At 47.1% G+C, this 17,225-nt stretch carries 19 protein-coding genes; 5 read left to right on the plus strand and 14 right to left on the minus strand.

Features of this window, described 5'->3' with window-relative positions; translation table 11 throughout:
- Nucleotides 1-239: 239 nt before the first annotated feature.
- Entirely contained in the window at nt 240-1,883 is a 1,644-nt protein-coding gene (locus tag KNO86_RS03900; protein ID WP_214693171.1) for a methyl-accepting chemotaxis protein, read from the minus strand.
- Nucleotides 1,880-2,851, minus strand: a complete 972-nt coding sequence (locus KNO86_RS03905; RefSeq protein ID WP_214693173.1) for a BMP family lipoprotein — start codon at nt 2,849-2,851, stop codon at nt 1,880-1,882. Before KNO86_RS03905 ends, KNO86_RS03900 begins: the two co-directional genes overlap by 4 nt.
- Before the next feature lie 205 nt (nt 2,852-3,056).
- On the opposite strand from KNO86_RS03905, the gene KNO86_RS03910 reads away from it, so the two are divergent.
- Complete coding sequence (locus tag KNO86_RS03910) at nt 3,057-3,326, plus strand: hypothetical protein (protein WP_214693179.1); 270 nt, start codon at nt 3,057-3,059, stop codon at nt 3,324-3,326.
- A gap of 52 nt (nt 3,327-3,378) precedes the next feature.
- Here the strand turns inward: KNO86_RS03910 and KNO86_RS03915 are convergent, their stop codons facing one another.
- From KNO86_RS03915 to KNO86_RS03925, 3 genes are read right to left on the minus strand one after another with little or no spacing between them, the layout of a single operon-like run.
- Nucleotides 3,379-4,899 (minus strand): flotillin lipid rafts scaffold protein FloT, encoded by a 1,521-nt coding sequence (locus tag KNO86_RS03915; RefSeq protein ID WP_214693180.1) that lies wholly within the window; start codon nt 4,897-4,899, stop codon nt 3,379-3,381.
- Nucleotides 4,900-4,902: 3 nt separating this feature from the next.
- Complete coding sequence (locus KNO86_RS03920) at nt 4,903-5,424, minus strand: NfeD family protein (protein ID WP_074033399.1); 522 nt, start codon at nt 5,422-5,424, stop codon at nt 4,903-4,905.
- Nucleotides 5,424-5,831: a hypothetical protein gene (locus KNO86_RS03925; RefSeq protein WP_251126882.1), complete on the minus strand. Its 408-nt coding sequence runs from the start codon at nt 5,829-5,831 to the stop codon at nt 5,424-5,426. The genes KNO86_RS03920 and KNO86_RS03925 overlap by 1 nt, the downstream gene beginning before the upstream one ends.
- A gap of 113 nt (nt 5,832-5,944) precedes the next feature.
- Between KNO86_RS03925 and rnhC the strand changes: the two genes are divergently transcribed.
- The 3 genes from rnhC (at nt 5,945) to KNO86_RS03940 (ending at nt 9,067) form a co-directional block, all read left to right on the plus strand.
- On the plus strand, nt 5,945-6,859 hold the full coding sequence (gene rnhC, locus KNO86_RS03930; RefSeq protein WP_214693182.1) for a ribonuclease HIII: 915 nt from the start codon (nt 5,945-5,947) through the stop codon (nt 6,857-6,859).
- Between the two features lie 71 nt (nt 6,860-6,930).
- Nucleotides 6,931-7,743 carry an alpha/beta fold hydrolase gene (locus KNO86_RS03935; RefSeq protein WP_214693189.1) on the plus strand — a complete coding sequence of 271 codons (813 nt, stop codon included), beginning with the start codon at nt 6,931-6,933 and terminating at the stop codon, nt 7,741-7,743.
- 301 nt (nt 7,744-8,044) lie between these two features.
- A complete protein-coding gene (locus KNO86_RS03940) occupies nt 8,045-9,067 on the plus strand; it encodes a PTS sugar transporter subunit IIC (protein WP_214693191.1) in 1,023 nt (340 codons plus the stop codon).
- 40 nt (nt 9,068-9,107) lie between these two features.
- On the opposite strand, the gene pheT is transcribed toward KNO86_RS03940, so the two are convergent.
- From pheT to infC, 9 genes are all read right to left on the minus strand, one after another.
- Nucleotides 9,108-11,483 carry a phenylalanine--tRNA ligase subunit beta gene (pheT, locus tag KNO86_RS03945; protein ID WP_214693193.1) on the minus strand — a complete coding sequence of 792 codons (2,376 nt, stop codon included), beginning with the start codon at nt 11,481-11,483 and terminating at the stop codon, nt 9,108-9,110.
- A gap of 12 nt (nt 11,484-11,495) precedes the next feature.
- A complete protein-coding gene (gene pheS / locus KNO86_RS03950; RefSeq protein WP_214693199.1) occupies nt 11,496-12,518 on the minus strand; it encodes a phenylalanine--tRNA ligase subunit alpha in 1,023 nt (340 codons plus the stop codon).
- Nucleotides 12,519-12,820: 302 nt separating this feature from the next.
- Entirely contained in the window at nt 12,821-13,567 is a 747-nt protein-coding gene (locus KNO86_RS03955) for a TrmH family RNA methyltransferase (RefSeq protein WP_214693201.1), read from the minus strand.
- 1 nt (nt 13,568) lies between these two features.
- A complete protein-coding gene (locus KNO86_RS03960; protein ID WP_214693202.1) occupies nt 13,569-14,648 on the minus strand; it encodes a M42 family metallopeptidase in 1,080 nt (359 codons plus the stop codon).
- A gap of 19 nt (nt 14,649-14,667) precedes the next feature.
- Nucleotides 14,668-15,150 (minus strand): dUTP diphosphatase, encoded by a 483-nt coding sequence (locus KNO86_RS03965; protein ID WP_214693204.1) that lies wholly within the window; start codon nt 15,148-15,150, stop codon nt 14,668-14,670.
- A 24-nt stretch (nt 15,151-15,174) separates the two neighbouring features.
- The gene (locus KNO86_RS03970; RefSeq protein ID WP_214693206.1) at nt 15,175-15,429 is read right to left on the minus strand and encodes a hypothetical protein; all 255 of its coding nucleotides are present in this window, start codon (nt 15,427-15,429) and stop codon (nt 15,175-15,177) included.
- A gap of 86 nt (nt 15,430-15,515) precedes the next feature.
- Nucleotides 15,516-15,875, minus strand: coding sequence for a 50S ribosomal protein L20 (gene rplT / locus KNO86_RS03975; RefSeq protein ID WP_012726696.1), 360 nt, complete (start codon nt 15,873-15,875; stop codon nt 15,516-15,518).
- A 27-nt stretch (nt 15,876-15,902) separates the two neighbouring features.
- Nucleotides 15,903-16,097: a 50S ribosomal protein L35 gene (rpmI, locus tag KNO86_RS03980; RefSeq protein ID WP_012726697.1), complete on the minus strand. Its 195-nt coding sequence runs from the start codon at nt 16,095-16,097 to the stop codon at nt 15,903-15,905.
- Between the two features lie 30 nt (nt 16,098-16,127).
- The gene (gene infC, locus KNO86_RS03985; RefSeq protein WP_074033409.1) at nt 16,128-16,658 is read right to left on the minus strand and encodes a translation initiation factor IF-3; all 531 of its coding nucleotides are present in this window, start codon (nt 16,656-16,658) and stop codon (nt 16,128-16,130) included.
- A 341-nt stretch (nt 16,659-16,999) separates the two neighbouring features.
- Here infC and KNO86_RS03990 point away from each other — a divergent pair, with 341 nt between their 5' ends.
- On the plus strand, nt 17,000-17,209 hold the full coding sequence (locus KNO86_RS03990; protein WP_012726699.1) for a hypothetical protein: 210 nt from the start codon (nt 17,000-17,002) through the stop codon (nt 17,207-17,209).
- Nucleotides 17,210-17,225 lie beyond the last annotated feature (16 nt).

Genomic DNA, 17,225 nt, shown 5'->3' on the forward strand with positions numbered 1-17,225 from the left:
CCCCTGTTTCGACTATTGTATCTAGTATGCCGAATCCAGCGTGACTATACTTGTCCCGTTCCAGGTCTTAATTCATTCTCAACGGAGTCGTTTGCTTGCCTGCAACGTACCCGACCCTCATACAATCTGAAAGATAATCGCTCATTTCCTTGCGACAACAGAAGAAGGGGTCCAAACATTCGAAATAGCAAAAAAACCGAAAACCAACGATGGTCTTCGGTCCTTCTGCATAAGGATCATTACTCTTCCTCGAAATGCTGGACTTGGTCAGCGAGTGCCGCAGCCTGTCCTTCTAGTTCTTGCATCAACGTAAAGATTTGATCAAAGCTTGCTTGTTGTTCTTTCATCGAAGCAGCCACTTCTTCATTTCCAGCTGCCAATTCTTCTGTCACGCCCGATACTTCCTCGACACGACGCAACACGTTGTTCACTTCACTACTAGATGTGCGCATCTCTTGCTCAATCGTACGGACGAACGAGGCAACATGGTCTGTACGTTCATGGATTCGGTTGAACGCTTCCTTTGTTAAACCGAATGCTTCAAGCTGTGCTTCTTGTTCGCGTTTTGATTCGTTCACCGTTTCCGTCAATCGCACGACTTCTTGTTGAATCGTCTCCACGACATGGAAAATCGAGCGGGTTGCCTTATTGCTCTCTTCGGCCAACTTTTTCACCTCGCTCGCCACGACCGCGAACCCACGTCCTGCTTCACCGGCACGAGCCGCTTCAATCGCTGCGTTCAAGGCGAGTAAATTCGTCTGGGCCGCCACGTCTTCCACGAGCTTCGCCATCGATTCGATCTCCGCCGTCTGTCTAGCAAAATGATCCATTCTCGTGACAAGGACTTCATTTCGTTCGCTCGAGCGATCAAGGATGTGTTCCTGATCCGTCAACGTCTCAATCCCGGCTGCCACTTCTCGTGTCATCTCAGTCGTTTCTTCTGTCGTCTGTTTCGTTTGATTCAAGCTCGTCTCGAACGACGTTGCCATCGTATGGACCGAGCTGAGCGTCTCTTGCAATTCATTAGCGATGGACTGCGCGCCATGTGCCATTTCATCCACTGCGTTCGTGATGTTTGACGTCGTGCTGACAACCGCTTCATTTTCAGCCGCTGCCGTTTCCGTCATCCCATTCACCTTCATCGATGTCACACGAATCGAACCGATGACCGTTTGAAGAGATGTCGTCATCTCGCGCATTGCGCGTTCTAGTCGCCCGATTTCATCATTGCGAGTTGATTCTGGCAATGTGATGAGGCGTCCTGAAGCGATGGCTTCTGCGACTTTCACGTTGCGTTCGAGCGGGCGTGTGATGGAACGCGCGAAGAAGAAGTTGTAAATGCCGAGCGCTAAGACAACGAGAATCGTCAACAAGATTGAGATGAATAATAGACGCTCTGTCTCATTTGCCGCCTCTACTTGAAGCGCCTCGTAGAACGAACCGTTCTTTGCAATCAGTGTGTTGATATCATTTAACAACCCTTCGAGCTTGGCAGCTTGAATCCGCGCTCCAATCCCACCTTCTAATGCAGACTCGACATCCTCGTTCACTTGTTCATACTTCATCGTGGCACGTTCTAGATGATTCGAAAACTCTGGAATCAAGTAAGTTTGTTTGAGATCGTCAAACGTTTTCGCATTCGATACACGGATTCGCTCAAGTTGGACGAGTGTTGATTGATTCGATTGTTCGCCAAGCGACGTCCAGAGCGACTGTTCTTGTAAGAGTGACGTCTCAAGTTGAGACAATTCAATCATCTGACTCCCGTACTGTTCATTGTAAGTCTGCAGACGGTTCAAGGTCGACAAGACATAACTCATCATGAGAACGATCAAGACGACGGTGAACACCGTTGAGAAGATAAACCGTTTACGTAAACTCATTTTAGTGTCCCCTCTTTCAGTTGACGTTCGACCGATTCATACTGAGTCGTCTCTTGCTCATCCCACTGAATGCGACGAAGCGGCGCTAAGCCGACGCCACCTTCTTCAATACCAAGGATGACATGATCATTAAACGGCTGTTTTGTCACACGACCTGCGATTTCAACAATCGCCAAATCGACTTGTTTTAACATCGAAGTTACGACCGCATCAGGTGCAATCATCGATTGATCGCTATCGACTCCGATTGCCTTAATTCCATACTTTTCAGCAGTCTCCAATACCCCGACTCCTGTCAGTCCAGCCGCTGCGTAGAGGACGTCTGCCCCCTCTTTGATTTGTTTCTCCGCTAGTTTGCGTCCAAGTTCGGGTGAGGCGAAGTCGTTCGAGAAGTCAACGAGCATCTCGATATCCTCGTTTACGGATTTCGCTCCGCGCTCAAATCCTGCCTCGAACTTCTGAATGAGTTCAATATCCATCCCGCCGATGAAACCGATTTTATCCGTCTCTGTCTCAAGACCAGCTACCGCACCCGCAAGCGCACTGCCTTCTCCTTCTTCAAACGTGACATTTAAAACGTTCGGTAAGGCTGACACGCCATCGATGAGGGCAAATTGTTGATTCGGATGTTTTGCCGCTACCGTCTCAAGATCTTCCTGACACGCAAAACCGAGACCGACAATCACATCATGTCCCTCTTTGACCAACTCTTCAAACCCTGCCTGATATGTTTCTGTCTCGGATAACTCACGATAGTCGACGAACCATTCGCCCGTCTCACGTAACTCCCCCATGCCACGCATCGCCGCATCACTGAACGATTGGTCCCCGAGACCAACATCCGATAGGACGACGCCCATCGTCTGACGTTCTTCAACAGCGGCAGTCGGGTCATCGATGACCGACTGACAACCGGACAACCACAGTGAACAAGCTGTGATTGTACTGATGATTATGCTTTTCTTCATGTATTCCATACTCCCTCTCTCTATTGGTCTGACAACTCTTTTATCGACAGAGAAGACACGGTTATCCATCATTATTTTTAAAAGTTGTGGGAATAAAATATCGGGATATCTGAGAACGTTAGATGTTTCAAAAGGGATTTTTTTCTAATTGTTGAATACACATATGAATGACTTTGATGACAAATCCGAAGGGAGGATGAAGGAAATGATAGAAAAGATCATTCGACATAGTTGGAACGTCATATCTGGATTATTTGTTCTCTTATTGTCACTTTGGTTGAGTGGTCCTGGTATAGCAGAGACAGACACCCCACAATATCGTTGGTATTTCATGCTTTGGTTTGTACTATGGACGGTCGGTTTTGTTTTACAGTTCAGACCGCGAACGAAATGGTTCGGTCTATTCATCACGTTCGTGCCGACATTGTATTATTTTATTTCCGTCCTAAAAGCATTTGAAGTCATTTCATACTAGTCAATCATGTACAAAAATCAGAGCCATAGACGATGTCTATGGCTCGTGTCAATTATTCTTTTGATGCAGCGACCGTCGTATCCGCTAACTCTCGCTCCGGTGCAGGCGCCTTTGCGACGTTCCCTTTACCGGCAAAGTTCTCGAGCAAGTCTTTCATATCGATACCCGAAGAGGCTTTCAACGTTTGTTGCAATGAAGCCATAAGGTCCGTTGCATATCCCGTCACTTTCCCTGCTCCACCGTTTTGACCACCGCCTGTGTCGACGACCGTGATTTGATCGATGTTACCAAGTGGTGCCGCAATTTCCTTCGCATAATCCGGAAGCATTTTGACGACCATATCGAGAATCGCTGCCTGCCCATATTGAGCGAACGCCTCGGCGATTTTCTCTTTCGCTTCCGCTTCCGCGAGACCCGTCAAGCGAATGATTTCAGCTTCCGCTTCACCTTTCGCGCGTTCAGAATCGGCTTCAGCAAGACCAGCCAAACGAACTCGTTCCGCATCCGCTTTCGCTTGTGCTTCGATGCGATATTTCTCGGCATCTGCGCTTGCGATTTGACGTGCTTTATCCGCAGCGGCCGATTGTTCGATCGAGTAACGGTCCGCATCGGCTTTTTTCTTCACTTCTGAATCATACTGTTTCTCACGACGCATGATTTCTTTCTCTTCGAGCTCGATTTGCTTTTGACGCTCGATGATTTGAACTTGCATCTGTTGTTCTGTAACTTCTTGTTTCGCACGTGCTTCCTCGAGCTCGTAAGCTTGGTCGGCCCGGGCTTTGGCAACGTCTTGCTCGCGACGGTATGCCGCAATCCGGAGCTGATTCTCTTTCTCTGCTTCTGCGATTTCTGATGCTCGTTCTAACTCTGCTTTTTTCGCATCTTTCATCGCTTCCGCCTGTTTGATGCGCGTTTCTTTATCCGCTTCCGCTGTTGCGATATCGGCATCACGCTTCACTTGCGCGATACGAGGTTTACCGAGTGATTCTAAATAACCATTTTTATCTCGAACATCTTTGATTGTGAAGGAGACGATGACAAGTCCCATCTTCGCTAAGTCTTGAGAGGCGACGCGTTGGACTTCTTGAGAAAACTTGTCTCGGTTTTTGTAAATTTCTTCAACCGTCATCGAACCAAGAATAGATCGCAAATGACCCTCTAATACTTCTTTCGCCTCGTTTTCTCGTTCAACTTTCGGTTTTCCGAGGAACTGTTCTGCGGCTGTCGCAATTTCACTGATGGACCCGCCGATTTTAATGATGGCCGTTCCGTCCGCCATGACCGGTACACCTTGCTCGGTATACACTTCAGGCGTTGTGACCTCTAGCTTGCTAGAGAGTAAACTGAGTGGTTCTGCTTGTTGGAACACTGGGAGGACGAACGTTCCTCCACCACGAATGATTTTGACACGGTTACCCGAGGTGTCGCTATGTACATTTTTCTTGCCTAAATAACTACCTGTTACAATCAACGCTTCGTCAGGTCCGACCGTGCGGTATTTCAAAACGAATACAAACACGAGTGCGAGGATGATGACCCCGACGATGATGCTGACTAAAATAGCCGTATTCATAAGTTATTTCTCCTCTCGAATCGTAGGTTCGTCATATGTCATGACGATGGCGATATTACTTTTCACTTCAATAATAATGACGCGATGGTCAGTGGAAATCGATGTCCCATCTAAACTTTGAGCTGTCTTCAAAAGGGACCCGGTCACTGTCTCAATCATGACCTCACCGTATCCGCCTTCTGGGATCGGTACTGTTAACCGTCCGACTTGTCCTACCAACGCTTCATCGGTCAATCCGATTGACTCTTCAGCATTGGATAATGGTAACAACACGAACAAATAGAGAAGTGTTGTCAAAGCGAGCGACCCGACCAATGCGACAGCAAGTCCAATCACCGGTGACACGTGCGCCAATGCGTTTAAAATGAGTCCGATTCCAGCACCAAGTGCTAAAAACGATAAAATAACTGCAGGGTTAAACCAGCCTTCAAACATGTCAAATGCATCAGAGAACATCATATAGATGAAGGTTCCAAAACCAGCGATGATCAACACCCACCAGTACAGTTGATCGATTGCCTCCATTACCACCCCTCCTCATGTCGACGTTGCTGTTCCATAAATAACATACGTCGAAGTTGCTCGACTTCAAGGGCGAGCTGATCCTCAATCTTATCCCATTCGGATAGGGACGACGTGGATAGATCGTTCGCTTCCCGAACTCGACCAATCGATTGTTCAATGCGCCGTCGATTATATACATCGACGAGTTCTTGACGTTCGAGTCGCATCCTGTTTAAAAAATATTCAACTTCTTTTTGAACCTGAACCACTTGATCCGTCACGTCCTCAGAAGAATCTTGCATCAGCAGCCGACGCACTCTCACTTGATGAGCCACTAACTTGGCAATTCTCGCTTCGAGTTCGAGAATGTGCTTGTACAATTCCTCTACCTCATCTTGATTCGTGTCATCGCGCCACCACACGTCCATCTCACCTCACTTTACTCTAATCACTTTCATATACGATAAAACCTCATCATCGGTTTCAAAAAATCATAAAAAAATGTAAAATGAATTTGCCAGACAGAAAGGAAGTGCTCATTTTGGGCAACCAAGTCATCAAGCTATCAACTGCTGATCAAGAAAAACTAAAAACCATGTATCACAAGTATGCAGTCACCCCGCCTCCTTACGCGACTTTCAGTGCAAAAACCCCTGGATTTGTCGTCACGATTTATCAATCGGGTAAAGTGATGTTCCAAGGTAAAGATGCAGATTCCGAGGCAGTGAAATGGGGAACCCCTGCCAAGAAAAAACAAGCGTCTCCACCGAAGACGACATTACCTGAAGGCTTTTCGAATTGGTCTGTCGTCGGGAGCGATGAAGTCGGAAAAGGGGATTATTTCGGACCACTCGTCGTCGTGTCCGCTTTTGTATCACGCGACCAGATCGCACTCGTCAAAGAGCTCGGTGTCAAAGACTCAAAACAGCTATCTGATCCTGAAATCATTCGAATCGCTAGAGATTTACACGCAGCCATTCCATATCAAAAGGCGACACTACACAACCCGACGTATAATAAGATGCAACGCACGATGACACAAGGCAAAATGACCGCCATCGCACATAACGCTGCACTTCATGCCTTGCTTGAAAAACTTGAACAGAAACCTGACGCCATCCTGATCGATCAGTTTGCCGAAAAGTCGGTCTACTATCAACATCTACGGGCAGAGCGCGATGTCGTCCGTGATGACGTCTACTTTTCAACAAAAGCGGAAGGACTACACGTCGCAGTCGCCGCCGCTTCCATCTTAGCCCGCGCCTTTTTCTTAAAAGAGATGGACAAACTAAGTAAACAAGCAGGATTGACCCTTCCGAAAGGGGCAGGGGCAAAAGTCGACCAAGTGGCCGCTCAAATCATCCGACGTCATGGACAAGATTATTTACAAAAGATTGCTAAAGTCCATTTTGCCAACACAAAAAAAGCAATAAACTTAAACGAACGTCGTCTGTAGAGGTTCGATTTCAAATATGATATACTCATTTTATGGTTAAATGAACTTAAAATTTTTGGAGGATAGCGTTCATGTTGCATTATAAAACCTACACGATCAGCGATGACCATCCTTGGGTCGTCTTCATTCACGGAGCCGGTGGAAGTTTGTCGCATTGGTATCGTCAACTTCGCCCATTCCGTAAGAAATATAATGTGTTGCTCGTCGATTTACGTGGACATGGTGGTTCATACGATGCTGAACAATCGCTCAAACAACCATTGAACGCCTATACGTTCGATGTCGTCGCGAAAGATGTCATCGAGGTCATGGACCACTTAGGCATCGAAAAAGGTCATATGGTCGGACTCTCTTTAGGTACGATTGTGATTCAAGCGATGTTTGAACATTATCCGGATCGGATCGCGTCGGTCGTCCTTGGAGGTGCCATCGTCAAGTTCAACGTTCGTTCGACGCTTCTCATTCGACTCGGTAGCCTCGTTCAAAATTTCGTTCCCTATATGTGGTTATACAAATTGTTCGCATGGATCTTACTGCCGAAAAAACGGCATAAAAAATCACGGATGATGTTTGTACGAGACGCTGCGAACTTGTGTCAACGCGAATTTATACGCTGGTTTAAGATGACTGAGAACATCAATCCATTATTAAATCAAATCACTTCGATTCAAACGAACGTCCCGATTTTATATATCATGGGCGATGAAGATTATATGTTCCTCGAAGCTGTGGAACGGACCGCAAAACACCAACCGACTGCCAATGTTGAAATCGTTGCAGACTCTGGTCACGTCGTGAATGTGGACCAACCCGAGCAATTCAATTCATTGTCGATGAAATTTATCGACGATCAAATTCAAGCACGCTCTCTACAAATGAGCTGATTCAGGATGCCACCATACATCCTGAATTTTTTTCAGTTTATTTTCAGAAAATATTGATTATTACAAAAATAGATGGTATTCTTTAGCAAATCCAACAAAGAGGAGATGCTTGAGATGTTCAAACCCGTACATATGAACAGCCTGCTGATTATTATTCGACTGAGGGACTGAAATCGTTTTGTTTTTGAAAAACGACTTTTCAGGCCCTTGTTCCCGTGGTAATCGGACAGGCGCCTGCACATGTAGCCCGCGCCTATCCTAGTTGGATAGGTTTTTTTATTGGCACATAGACAAAGAGGAGATGATGGAAGTGAAGCAGTATATGATGGATCGAATGGTAAAAATTTCAGCAGGGATGGCAAACGCCGTACTCGTCACGCTCGGTGTTGGTCTATTGATTGAGACGATCGGTAATTTGACCGGGATCGCGATGCTCGTTCAAATCGGGCAAGTTGCGAAATCTTTGTTGGCACCAGCACTAGGAGCCGGTGTTGCCTTTCAACTCGGTGGGAACACGCTCATCTTGTTTAGCGCAATGATTGCCGCAACGATTGGCGGTGCTGCTTTAAAAGCGACCGAAAGTGGGCTCGTCCTCGTTCCAGGTCAACCAATTAGTGCATTGATTGCAGCCGCAGCAGCAGTATGGCTCGGCAAACGCGTTCTCGGAAAAACAAAGTTCGACATGATGGTCGTACCCGTAACAGCCGTTCTCGGAGGTGGAGTCGTCGGTGTTGCCGCAGCGGCAGTCACGACTCCTCTCATCAACTCCATTAGTCAAGGAATCACAGCGTCCGTTGAAACTTCACCAATCGCGACATCTCTCGTCATCGCCCTTGTCTTCAGTGTCATGCTCATGTCACCTGCTTCATCAGCCGCACTCGCCATCGCTCTTCAATTAGACCCTGTCGCTAGTGCTGCCGCATTGATTGGTTGTTCTGCTCAGTTTGTCGGATTTACATTGATGGCGTATCGTCAAACCGATCCAGGTGGTTTGGTCGCTTCCTTCTTTGTCACGCCGAAAGTTCAGTTCCCGAACATCATCAAAAATCCGCGAATCGTCGTTCCACCATTCATTGCAGCGATGATCTCAGCACCGATTGCCACGTTAATGTTCTCACTACAAGTGCCGTATGAAATCGCCGGTCTCGGACTCAACTCTCTCATTGCCCCTCTTCAAATTTTAGCGGTACAAGGAATGGACGCGTTTCTCATCTTCACGATGACGGGTGTTGTTCTTCCTGCACTCATTACCTGGGCACTTTATCGTGTCACGAGCCTCGTCGGTTGGACGAAGTTCGGTGACCTCGCCCTTGAAATTCAATGAAATAAGGAGCGCTGTCCAAATCGGACAACGCTCCTTATTTTTACGCTCGTACTTCAGCGCCGTGTGCTGCACGGACCGCTTCGACGATTGTTTCATATGCTGCTGTTACTTCTTCATCTTGTAACGTTCGTGACGGGTCTTGGAACTTGAGTGAGAAGGCAATCGACTTCTCTTCTGGTCCAACATTCTCCCCTGTATATACGTCAAACAAGACGAGGTCGATCAAGAGTGGACCTGCCGCTTCACGGATTGTTTGCTCCACTGTGCCAGCCGGAATCGAACGTGGCAAGACGAGTGCCAAATCTCGTGAAATCGATGGATAACGCGGCACGTCTTGATACAGAAGCGTCTCTTCCCCACTAAGTGCCAATAGGTCGAGGTCAAATACGTACACTTCTTTCATCCCGTAGACTTCTTTTGATGTTCCTGGATGCACTTGTCCAACATAACCGATGACGTCACCATTCATCAAAATGTTCGCCGTACGACCTGGATGCATATCTGGCATCGATACCGCTTCATACGTGACATCAAGACGAAGTGTTTGAACCAACGTGTCGACAATCCCTTTCGCGACAAAGTAGTCGACCGGAATCCGAGTGCCTTGTGAACGATGATCCATCCAAAGACCTGTGACAACTCCCGCCACTCGTTCTTTTTCACTTGGTAACGTATCACCTTGCTCTGTATAGACACGCCCTGTTTCGTAGAGTGCGACGTTTGATTGTTGACGCGCCGTGTTGTAACGTGCCGCCTCTAGCAACCCAGGGATGAGTGATGTGCGAAGTACAGAACGCTCTTCACTCATCGGCATCGCTAGACGGACGAGTTGATCGGCTTGACCACCAAAACGTGTCGCATGTGCCTCACTCGTTAATGAATAGGTGATCGCTTGTGATAATCCGACACCTTGTAACATGCGGCGTGTCTTTCTGCGCAACACGTTGATTGCTGGTAAATAGCCTTTCGACTGAGATGCAGGTAACGTCGATGGGAGACTGTCATATCCGTATAGACGCGCAACTTCTTCCGTGATGTCAGCCGGCAGCTCTAAGTCCGGACGACGAGAAGGGATATGGACACTCAATACATCATCGCCTTCTGTAGCTAGACCGAGACGTTCTAGAATACGTTCAATCGTTTGACGATCGAGTGTCATCCCTAAACGTTTATTAATGTAATCGACCGAGACTTCGATTTGACGAGCGCGTGACGCTTTTTCACCAGAAACAGTCGCTTCCCGAATCTCGCCTCCACCGAGCTCCACAATCAATTGAGCGGCACGGTCGAGCGCAAGCATGACACGTTCCGGGTCCACACCTTTTTCAAAACGAGCGCTTGAGTCAGAACGAAGACCGAGCGTACGGCTCGTCTTACGAACTGAAGCCGGATCAAAGTATGCTGATTCTAAGACGATATCTGTCGTAGAGGCGTCCACTTCTGTGTTCGCACCACCCATGACACCTGCGATTGCTACCGGTGTCTGACCATCTGTGATGACCATCATTGAAGCGTCGAGCGTACGTGTCACATCATCCAGAGTAACCATTTCTTCTCCGTCCTCAGCCTGGCGGACCACAATCGATTGACCGAGTTTTTTCGCATCGAATGCGTGGAGCGGTTGACCGATCTCAAGCATCACGTAGTTCGTCACATCAACAATATTATTGATTGGACGAACGCCCTCTGCAATCAAGATGTTTTTAAGCCATTGTGGAGATTCTGCGATTGTGACTCCTCGTACTTCACGCGCCGCATAGTACGGGCAGTTCGGTGTAGCGAGTTCAATCGACACTTCAGACGCAGAAGAGGACGTGACATCTGCTTCTGGTAACGTGTACGGACGTTCTAGAATGGCCGCCACTTCATGAATGATTCCATAAAGGCTCAAACAGTCCGAACGGTTCGGCGTCAGGCCAAGCTCGATGACCTCATCGTTTAAGTCGAGTAAGTCGAGTACGTCCGCTCCAACTTGGACATCTTCACGGAATGTGTGAATTCCGTCTTGCTCATCTTCTCGAATTTGCTTCTTCTCGAATCCGAGTTCCTCAAGCGAACAGATCATTCCTTGAGATTCGACACCGCGAAGTTTCGCTTTTTTAATTTTTAATCCCGGTAAACGTGCGCCAACTTTCGCCACGATGACGTGTTGACCTTCGCGTACATTCGGTGCGCCACAGACGATTTGAACGGGATCACATTCGCCGATGTCTACTTTTGTCACGTTCAATTTATCCGCTTCTGGATGCTTCTCACATGAAAGGACACGACCGACGACAATCCCAGAAAGTCCTTCTGCACGGTTTGTGACACTTTCCACTTCAATCCCGTTTTTTGTGATCAAGTCGCCAAGTGCTTCTCCGCTCAAATCTGACACATCAATATATTGATTCAACCATTTTTTTGATAGTAACATCTGTCTTCCTCCTTAGAATTGCTCGATGAAGCGTAAGTCGTTTGTGTAGAAGTGACGGATGTCATCGACACCGTGTTTGAGCATCGCCATACGCTCAACACCGATTCCGAATGCGAATCCTGACACTTTTGACGAGTCATAGCCTGCCATCTCTAACACATGTGGATGTACCATCCCGCCTCCGAGAATTTCAATCCAGCCGGTTCCCTTACAGACGTTACAACCTTTTCCCCCACACTTGAAGCATGAAATATCAACTTCAACGGATGGCTCCGTGAATGGGAAGAAGCTTGGGCGAAGACGAATTTCACGTGCCTCACCGAACAATTGCTTCACGAACACTTCAAGTGTCCCTTTTAAGTCTGCCATCGAAATCGACTCATCGACGACTAACCCTTCGATTTGCATGAATTGATGCGAGTGCGTCGCGTCATCTTCATCACGACGATATACTTTTCCTGGGCAAATGATGCGAATCGGTTTCCCGTTCGCCTCTAGCATCGTCCGTGCTTGTACCGGCGACGTATGTGTACGGAGCAACGTCTCCTCGGTAATATAGAACGAGTCTTGCATATCACGTGCTGGATGGTCTTTTGGCAAGTTGAGCATCTCAAAGTTGTACAAGTCCGTTTCGACTTCAGGACCTTCTGCAATCGTGTAACCAAGTCCGACGAATAAATCTTCCATCTCGTCGATGATCTGTTGCAAGAGATGACTGTGCCCTGGAGCCGATGTACGTCCCGGGAGCGTCACGTCAAGCGTTTCCGCTTTTAACTTCTCTTCTAGCTCGATTGCCTTCACTTCTTCGATTCGAGCATCGAGCGTCGTTTGAATCGACGTTCGGACCGTATTCGCCAATTCACCAATGACTGGACGTTCCTCTGCGGATAACTTACCCATCCCACGAAGTACCTCGGTCATCGGACCTTTTTTCCCTAAATATTTGATGCGGACGTCATTTAATGATTTTTGTGTGGATGCCTGTTTGATTTCTTCAAGTGCGTCCATTTGTAACTGTTCTAATTGTTCTTTCATGTGTTCACTTCCTCCTCTACATAAAAAAGTCCCTTCAGTCGTTGACTGAAGGGACGAATCATCGCGGTACCACCCTACTTGGCCAATAGTTGGCCCACTTGAGAGCATCGTTATCGAGATGCCAAACCGGTGTTGTCTCCAACACGACTCCAGAGTGAATTCAGCGACGATTCCGGCTTAGGCTCTCAGTCACGGCCTATGCTCCCTGAACGGAATCGGTCATTCGCTTACTATGTTCTTTCAACGTCATATCATATTCATCGATGTGTTTAACCTATCACGTTTTTCACGTGCTGACAAGATTATTGTAAAGCGATCCGATACATTAAAATACCGGCAGCGACCGCCGCATTAAGCGATTCTGCCTCACCGAGTACTGGAATATGGACACGTGTGTCGCACAGTGCCAACACATCGGCATGTACACCTTGTGCTTCATTTCCGATGACCAAAGCTACTTTGTCTTCAAATGCCACCTGCTCGTACGATGTCGCTTTCGAAAGAGCCGTTCCATACACATGGAAACCATCTTCTTTCAGTGCAGGTAGTTTTTCAAGCAAGTCAACCGAAGTCACGTTCACGTGAAACAGGGAACCTTGAGTCGCACGAACGACTTTGGCATTGAACGGATCGACCGTCCCTTTCCCGAGGAGCACCGTATCAAATCCGGCTGCATCTGCCGTCCGAATCATCGTACCTAGGTTACCCGGGTCCTGTACTCGATCTAACACGAGAACTTTCTTCATCTTACGCTCTACCGGTGTCATCTTCACGACAGCAAACACACCTTGTGTCTTTTCTGTCTCAGATAACAGGTCAGCGACATGATCAGATAACTCGAGCACCGGCATGTCCTCGATGCGCCACGTCTTTTTCGGTACGTACGACTCTGCCATGATAAGTTGTACGAGACGACCTGCTCGGATTGCCTCATCTACCAAATGCTCTCCCTCTACAAGGAATTGCCCGGTTTCTTGGCGTCCTTTTTTCGTCATCAATCGTTTTAATCGTTTAATCGTCTCGCTCTTCGTAGACGTAATCTTCGTCATATTATCCCTCTTTCAACCATTGGACCGTCTCGTGGTCTAAGCGTTTCGTTAATGCGACTACGAGTTCAATCGCTGCTTCGTAGTCGTCTTTATGGATGATTGACACGTTCGTGTGTAAATAACGAACAGGTACTGTCAACGCGATTGCCGGCATTCCAATCCCAGACAAATGGAATCGTCCTGCGTCCGTTCCACCACCCGGTGTCAAATCAAGCTGATATTTGATGTCGTTTTCTTTTGCTACCTCAACAATGAGGTCGACGAGACGTGGATTTGTCACGGTCGTTGCATCAAAGAAGATGACTTGAACGCCATCGCCGAGTTTTGACAATCCTTCTGCCGGTGTCATTCCTGGCGTATCACTTGGAATTCCTGTATCGACAGCAATCGCCACATCCGGTTGAACCAAGTTAGCCGCTGTAACCGCTCCACGCAATCCAACTTCTTCTTGTACCGTCGCACCTGTATAGATGACACCTGGGAATGCTTCTTCTTTCAGGCGTTTTGCAGCTTCAATGGCAATGGCACAACCGATTCGGTTGTCCCAAGCTTTCGCCATCAAGAAGTTCTCATTTTTCATGACCGTGAATTCACAATGCGGGACGACCGTATCACCCGGACGAATTCCCCATTCGGTGACTTCGTCTTTTGATGTCGCACCGATATCTAAAAACATGTCTTTGATTTCAACCGGTTTTTTACGTGCTTCAAGGGGAAGGACATGTGGTGGTTTCGCACCAATCACTCCCGGGATCTTTTCACCTGAACGTGTCACCACATCCATCCGTTGTGCCAACAAGACTTGGTTCCACCATCCACCAAGCGCTTGGAAACGTAGGAACCCACCTTCTTCCACACGCGTGACCATGAAACCGACTTCATCCATGTGACCTGCAATCATGACACGAGGACCTTCTGCGTTTCCAGTCACTCGACCAAATAAACTTCCGAGACCGTCTTGTTCAAATGATTCGACATGTGGTTCAAGGTATTCACGCATTAACTGACGGACTTCCCCTTCATTTCCCGGGACGCCAGTTGCGTCTGTCAGACGTTTTAACATATGTAACGATTCATTCATACCAATCCGCTCCTTTTCTTTAATAGCCTAATTGTTGTCGCTCATGGTTCACTTCATTCTTGTTCATATACGCCATGAAAATGAGTTGTTCATTGAACCCAAGCGTATAGCCAAGTTCAAGATACGCTGCCATCAGCGTCTCGTACATCGCTTCTGTTTTCGAAAGACCAAAGTTCGTCACTTTCCGATAAATATCTAAAAAAGCATCAGTCGCATCAAGATATGAGCTTCCCGCAGGAAACGCGTCTCGTTCATATCCAAGTGCAAGGCCGAGTGACAGTAAGAAATGAATGCCGTCTACATATTCTTCTAAGATCACATCTTGAGGCGACGGTCCTTTCTTCGACCAAAACTTAAAGCTACGTGTTTCGTTAGCCAGTTCACCGAGTTCGACAAGCAGCGCTAGTAACCGTTCATCGAATTGATTTCCGGATAATCTATGTTGTTCTTTGATCCGCTCGTCTAATTCGCGCTGCCGATCAAACAGTGTTGTCCAGTTCACCGGATGTTCCTCCTCTATCTCCACTTATAGCAGTACTAAAATCATTAAAGACCAGCCTACCGCTAAAATCAATACTTGTAATTGGAGCAGTTTTGGGGCATGAACGGTCTTTTTTCGTGTCAAATGGAGACCGAACAAGGCACCGATGGCTCCTCCCGCATAGGCGTATAGTACGTTAAAATCACCTTGGCCATGCGTATAACGTTTTGCCTGGATATAGGTATATACGTTCAAGACGATCAGCGCAAGGGCAACGATGGCGACAACTGATTGATTCATACGCTTTCCTCCTTCTCTTAATTCTAAGAAATTCTGAAGAAAAAAGAAAGCGCCGAGAGAGTGTCTCGGCGCTGTCGATTGAACGATTACGCGTTCAATTTTGATTTAGCTGTTTCAGCGAGTGACGCGAATGCCTGTGCATCTGTCACAGCAAGCTCAGCAAGCATCTTACGGTTGATGTCGATTCCTGCAAGCTTGAGGCCGTGCATCATACGGCTGTATGAGAGACCGTTTGTACGTGCTGCCGCATTGATACGTGTGATCCAAAGACGACGGAAATCACGTTTCTTCTGACGACGGTCACGGTAAGCGTACATGAGTGACTTCATGACCTGTTGTTTTGCTACTTTAAATAGAATGTGTTTCGAACCAAAGTATCCTTTGGCAAGTTTAATTTGCTTTTTACGACGTTGACGAGTCGTATAACCGCCTTTTACGCGTGGCATATGGATTCCCTCCTAATTGTTTCTGTATTACTTCGCGATCATGTTGCGAATGCGTTTGAAGTCTCCAGCTGATACGATAGCGCCTTTACGGAGCTTACGTTTCGCTTTAGTCGATTTGTTTGCGAACAAGTGACTTGTGTAAGCGTGTGAACGCTTGAGTTTACCTGATGCTGTACGTTTGAAACGTTTTGAAGCACCACGGTGCGATTTCATTTTCGGCATGAGTATTTCCTCCCCACTGAGAATCGATGATTAATCTTCTTTGTTCGGAGCCAGCACTAAGAACATGCTGCGTCCTTCCATCTTCGGCTTTTGTTCAACTGTTGCCAAATCGGCACATTCCGCTGCCATTTTGTCCAAAACACGTTTCCCGATTTCCGAGTGTGTGATGGCACGTCCGCGGAAACGAATCGAAGCCTTCACTTTGTTTCCTTTTTCAAGGAACTTGCGTGCGTTACGCAATTTTGTTTGGAAATCGTTGTCCTCGATTGTTGGACTGAGACGTACTTCTTTCATTTGGATGACTTTTTGGTTTTTACGCGCTTCTTTCTCCTTTTTCTGGAGTTCGAAACGGTACTTCCCATAATCCATAATTTTAGCGACCGGTGGATTCGCTTTGTCCGCGACTAAGACTAAGTCTAGTTCCGCTTCTTCAGCTAAACGTAACGCATCGTTACGCGATTTCACACCGAGTTGTGCGCCGTCTGCGCCAATGAGACGTACTTCACGGGCACGAATGTTTTCGTTGATAAAGAGCTCTTTGCTAATGGTTAGCACCTCCATCGTGCGATTGCACGAGATTTAGATTGACAAGACAACATGGCAATAAAAAAAGCGTCGGCAGTTTCCCACCCACACATCAGTTGAGGTCATAAAACGGCAGACGATGCCGATTGAACCAAGAACTTGATGGACCTGCCTGATGACTCTCAGACGAGGTGAAAAGCGGGTGCTTCTGCTTTGTTGTTTTTAATCACTATGTCATCTTAGCACTAGCAGGAAAAGATGTCAAGATATCGCGCATGAATAATTGGTAGCTCACACTTTTATGATGATACCAGTCATTCTCTCGTTTCGCAATACCTTTTCAAAGGGAATAATGAAATAACAAAGGAGGGATTTACATGAATTGGCGAAAAGACGTCTCGCGCGAACATGACTATCACGACCAGGTTCAGCAGATCGTCAGTAAAACGATGCAGGCGCATGGCTTAGAAGATGAAAAGTTACAGGCAGTATTAACGGACTTATTAGAAGAGATGAATCGTATCACATTAAAGATTGTCGATGATCACGAGTCAGCTCAAAACTATATTCATAAACGATGGTACTAAAGAGTGAGGAATTCTG

The organism is Exiguobacterium sp. s160, assembly GCF_018617575.1.
GTDB lineage: Bacteria > Bacillota > Bacilli > Exiguobacteriales > Exiguobacteriaceae > Exiguobacterium > Exiguobacterium aestuarii_A.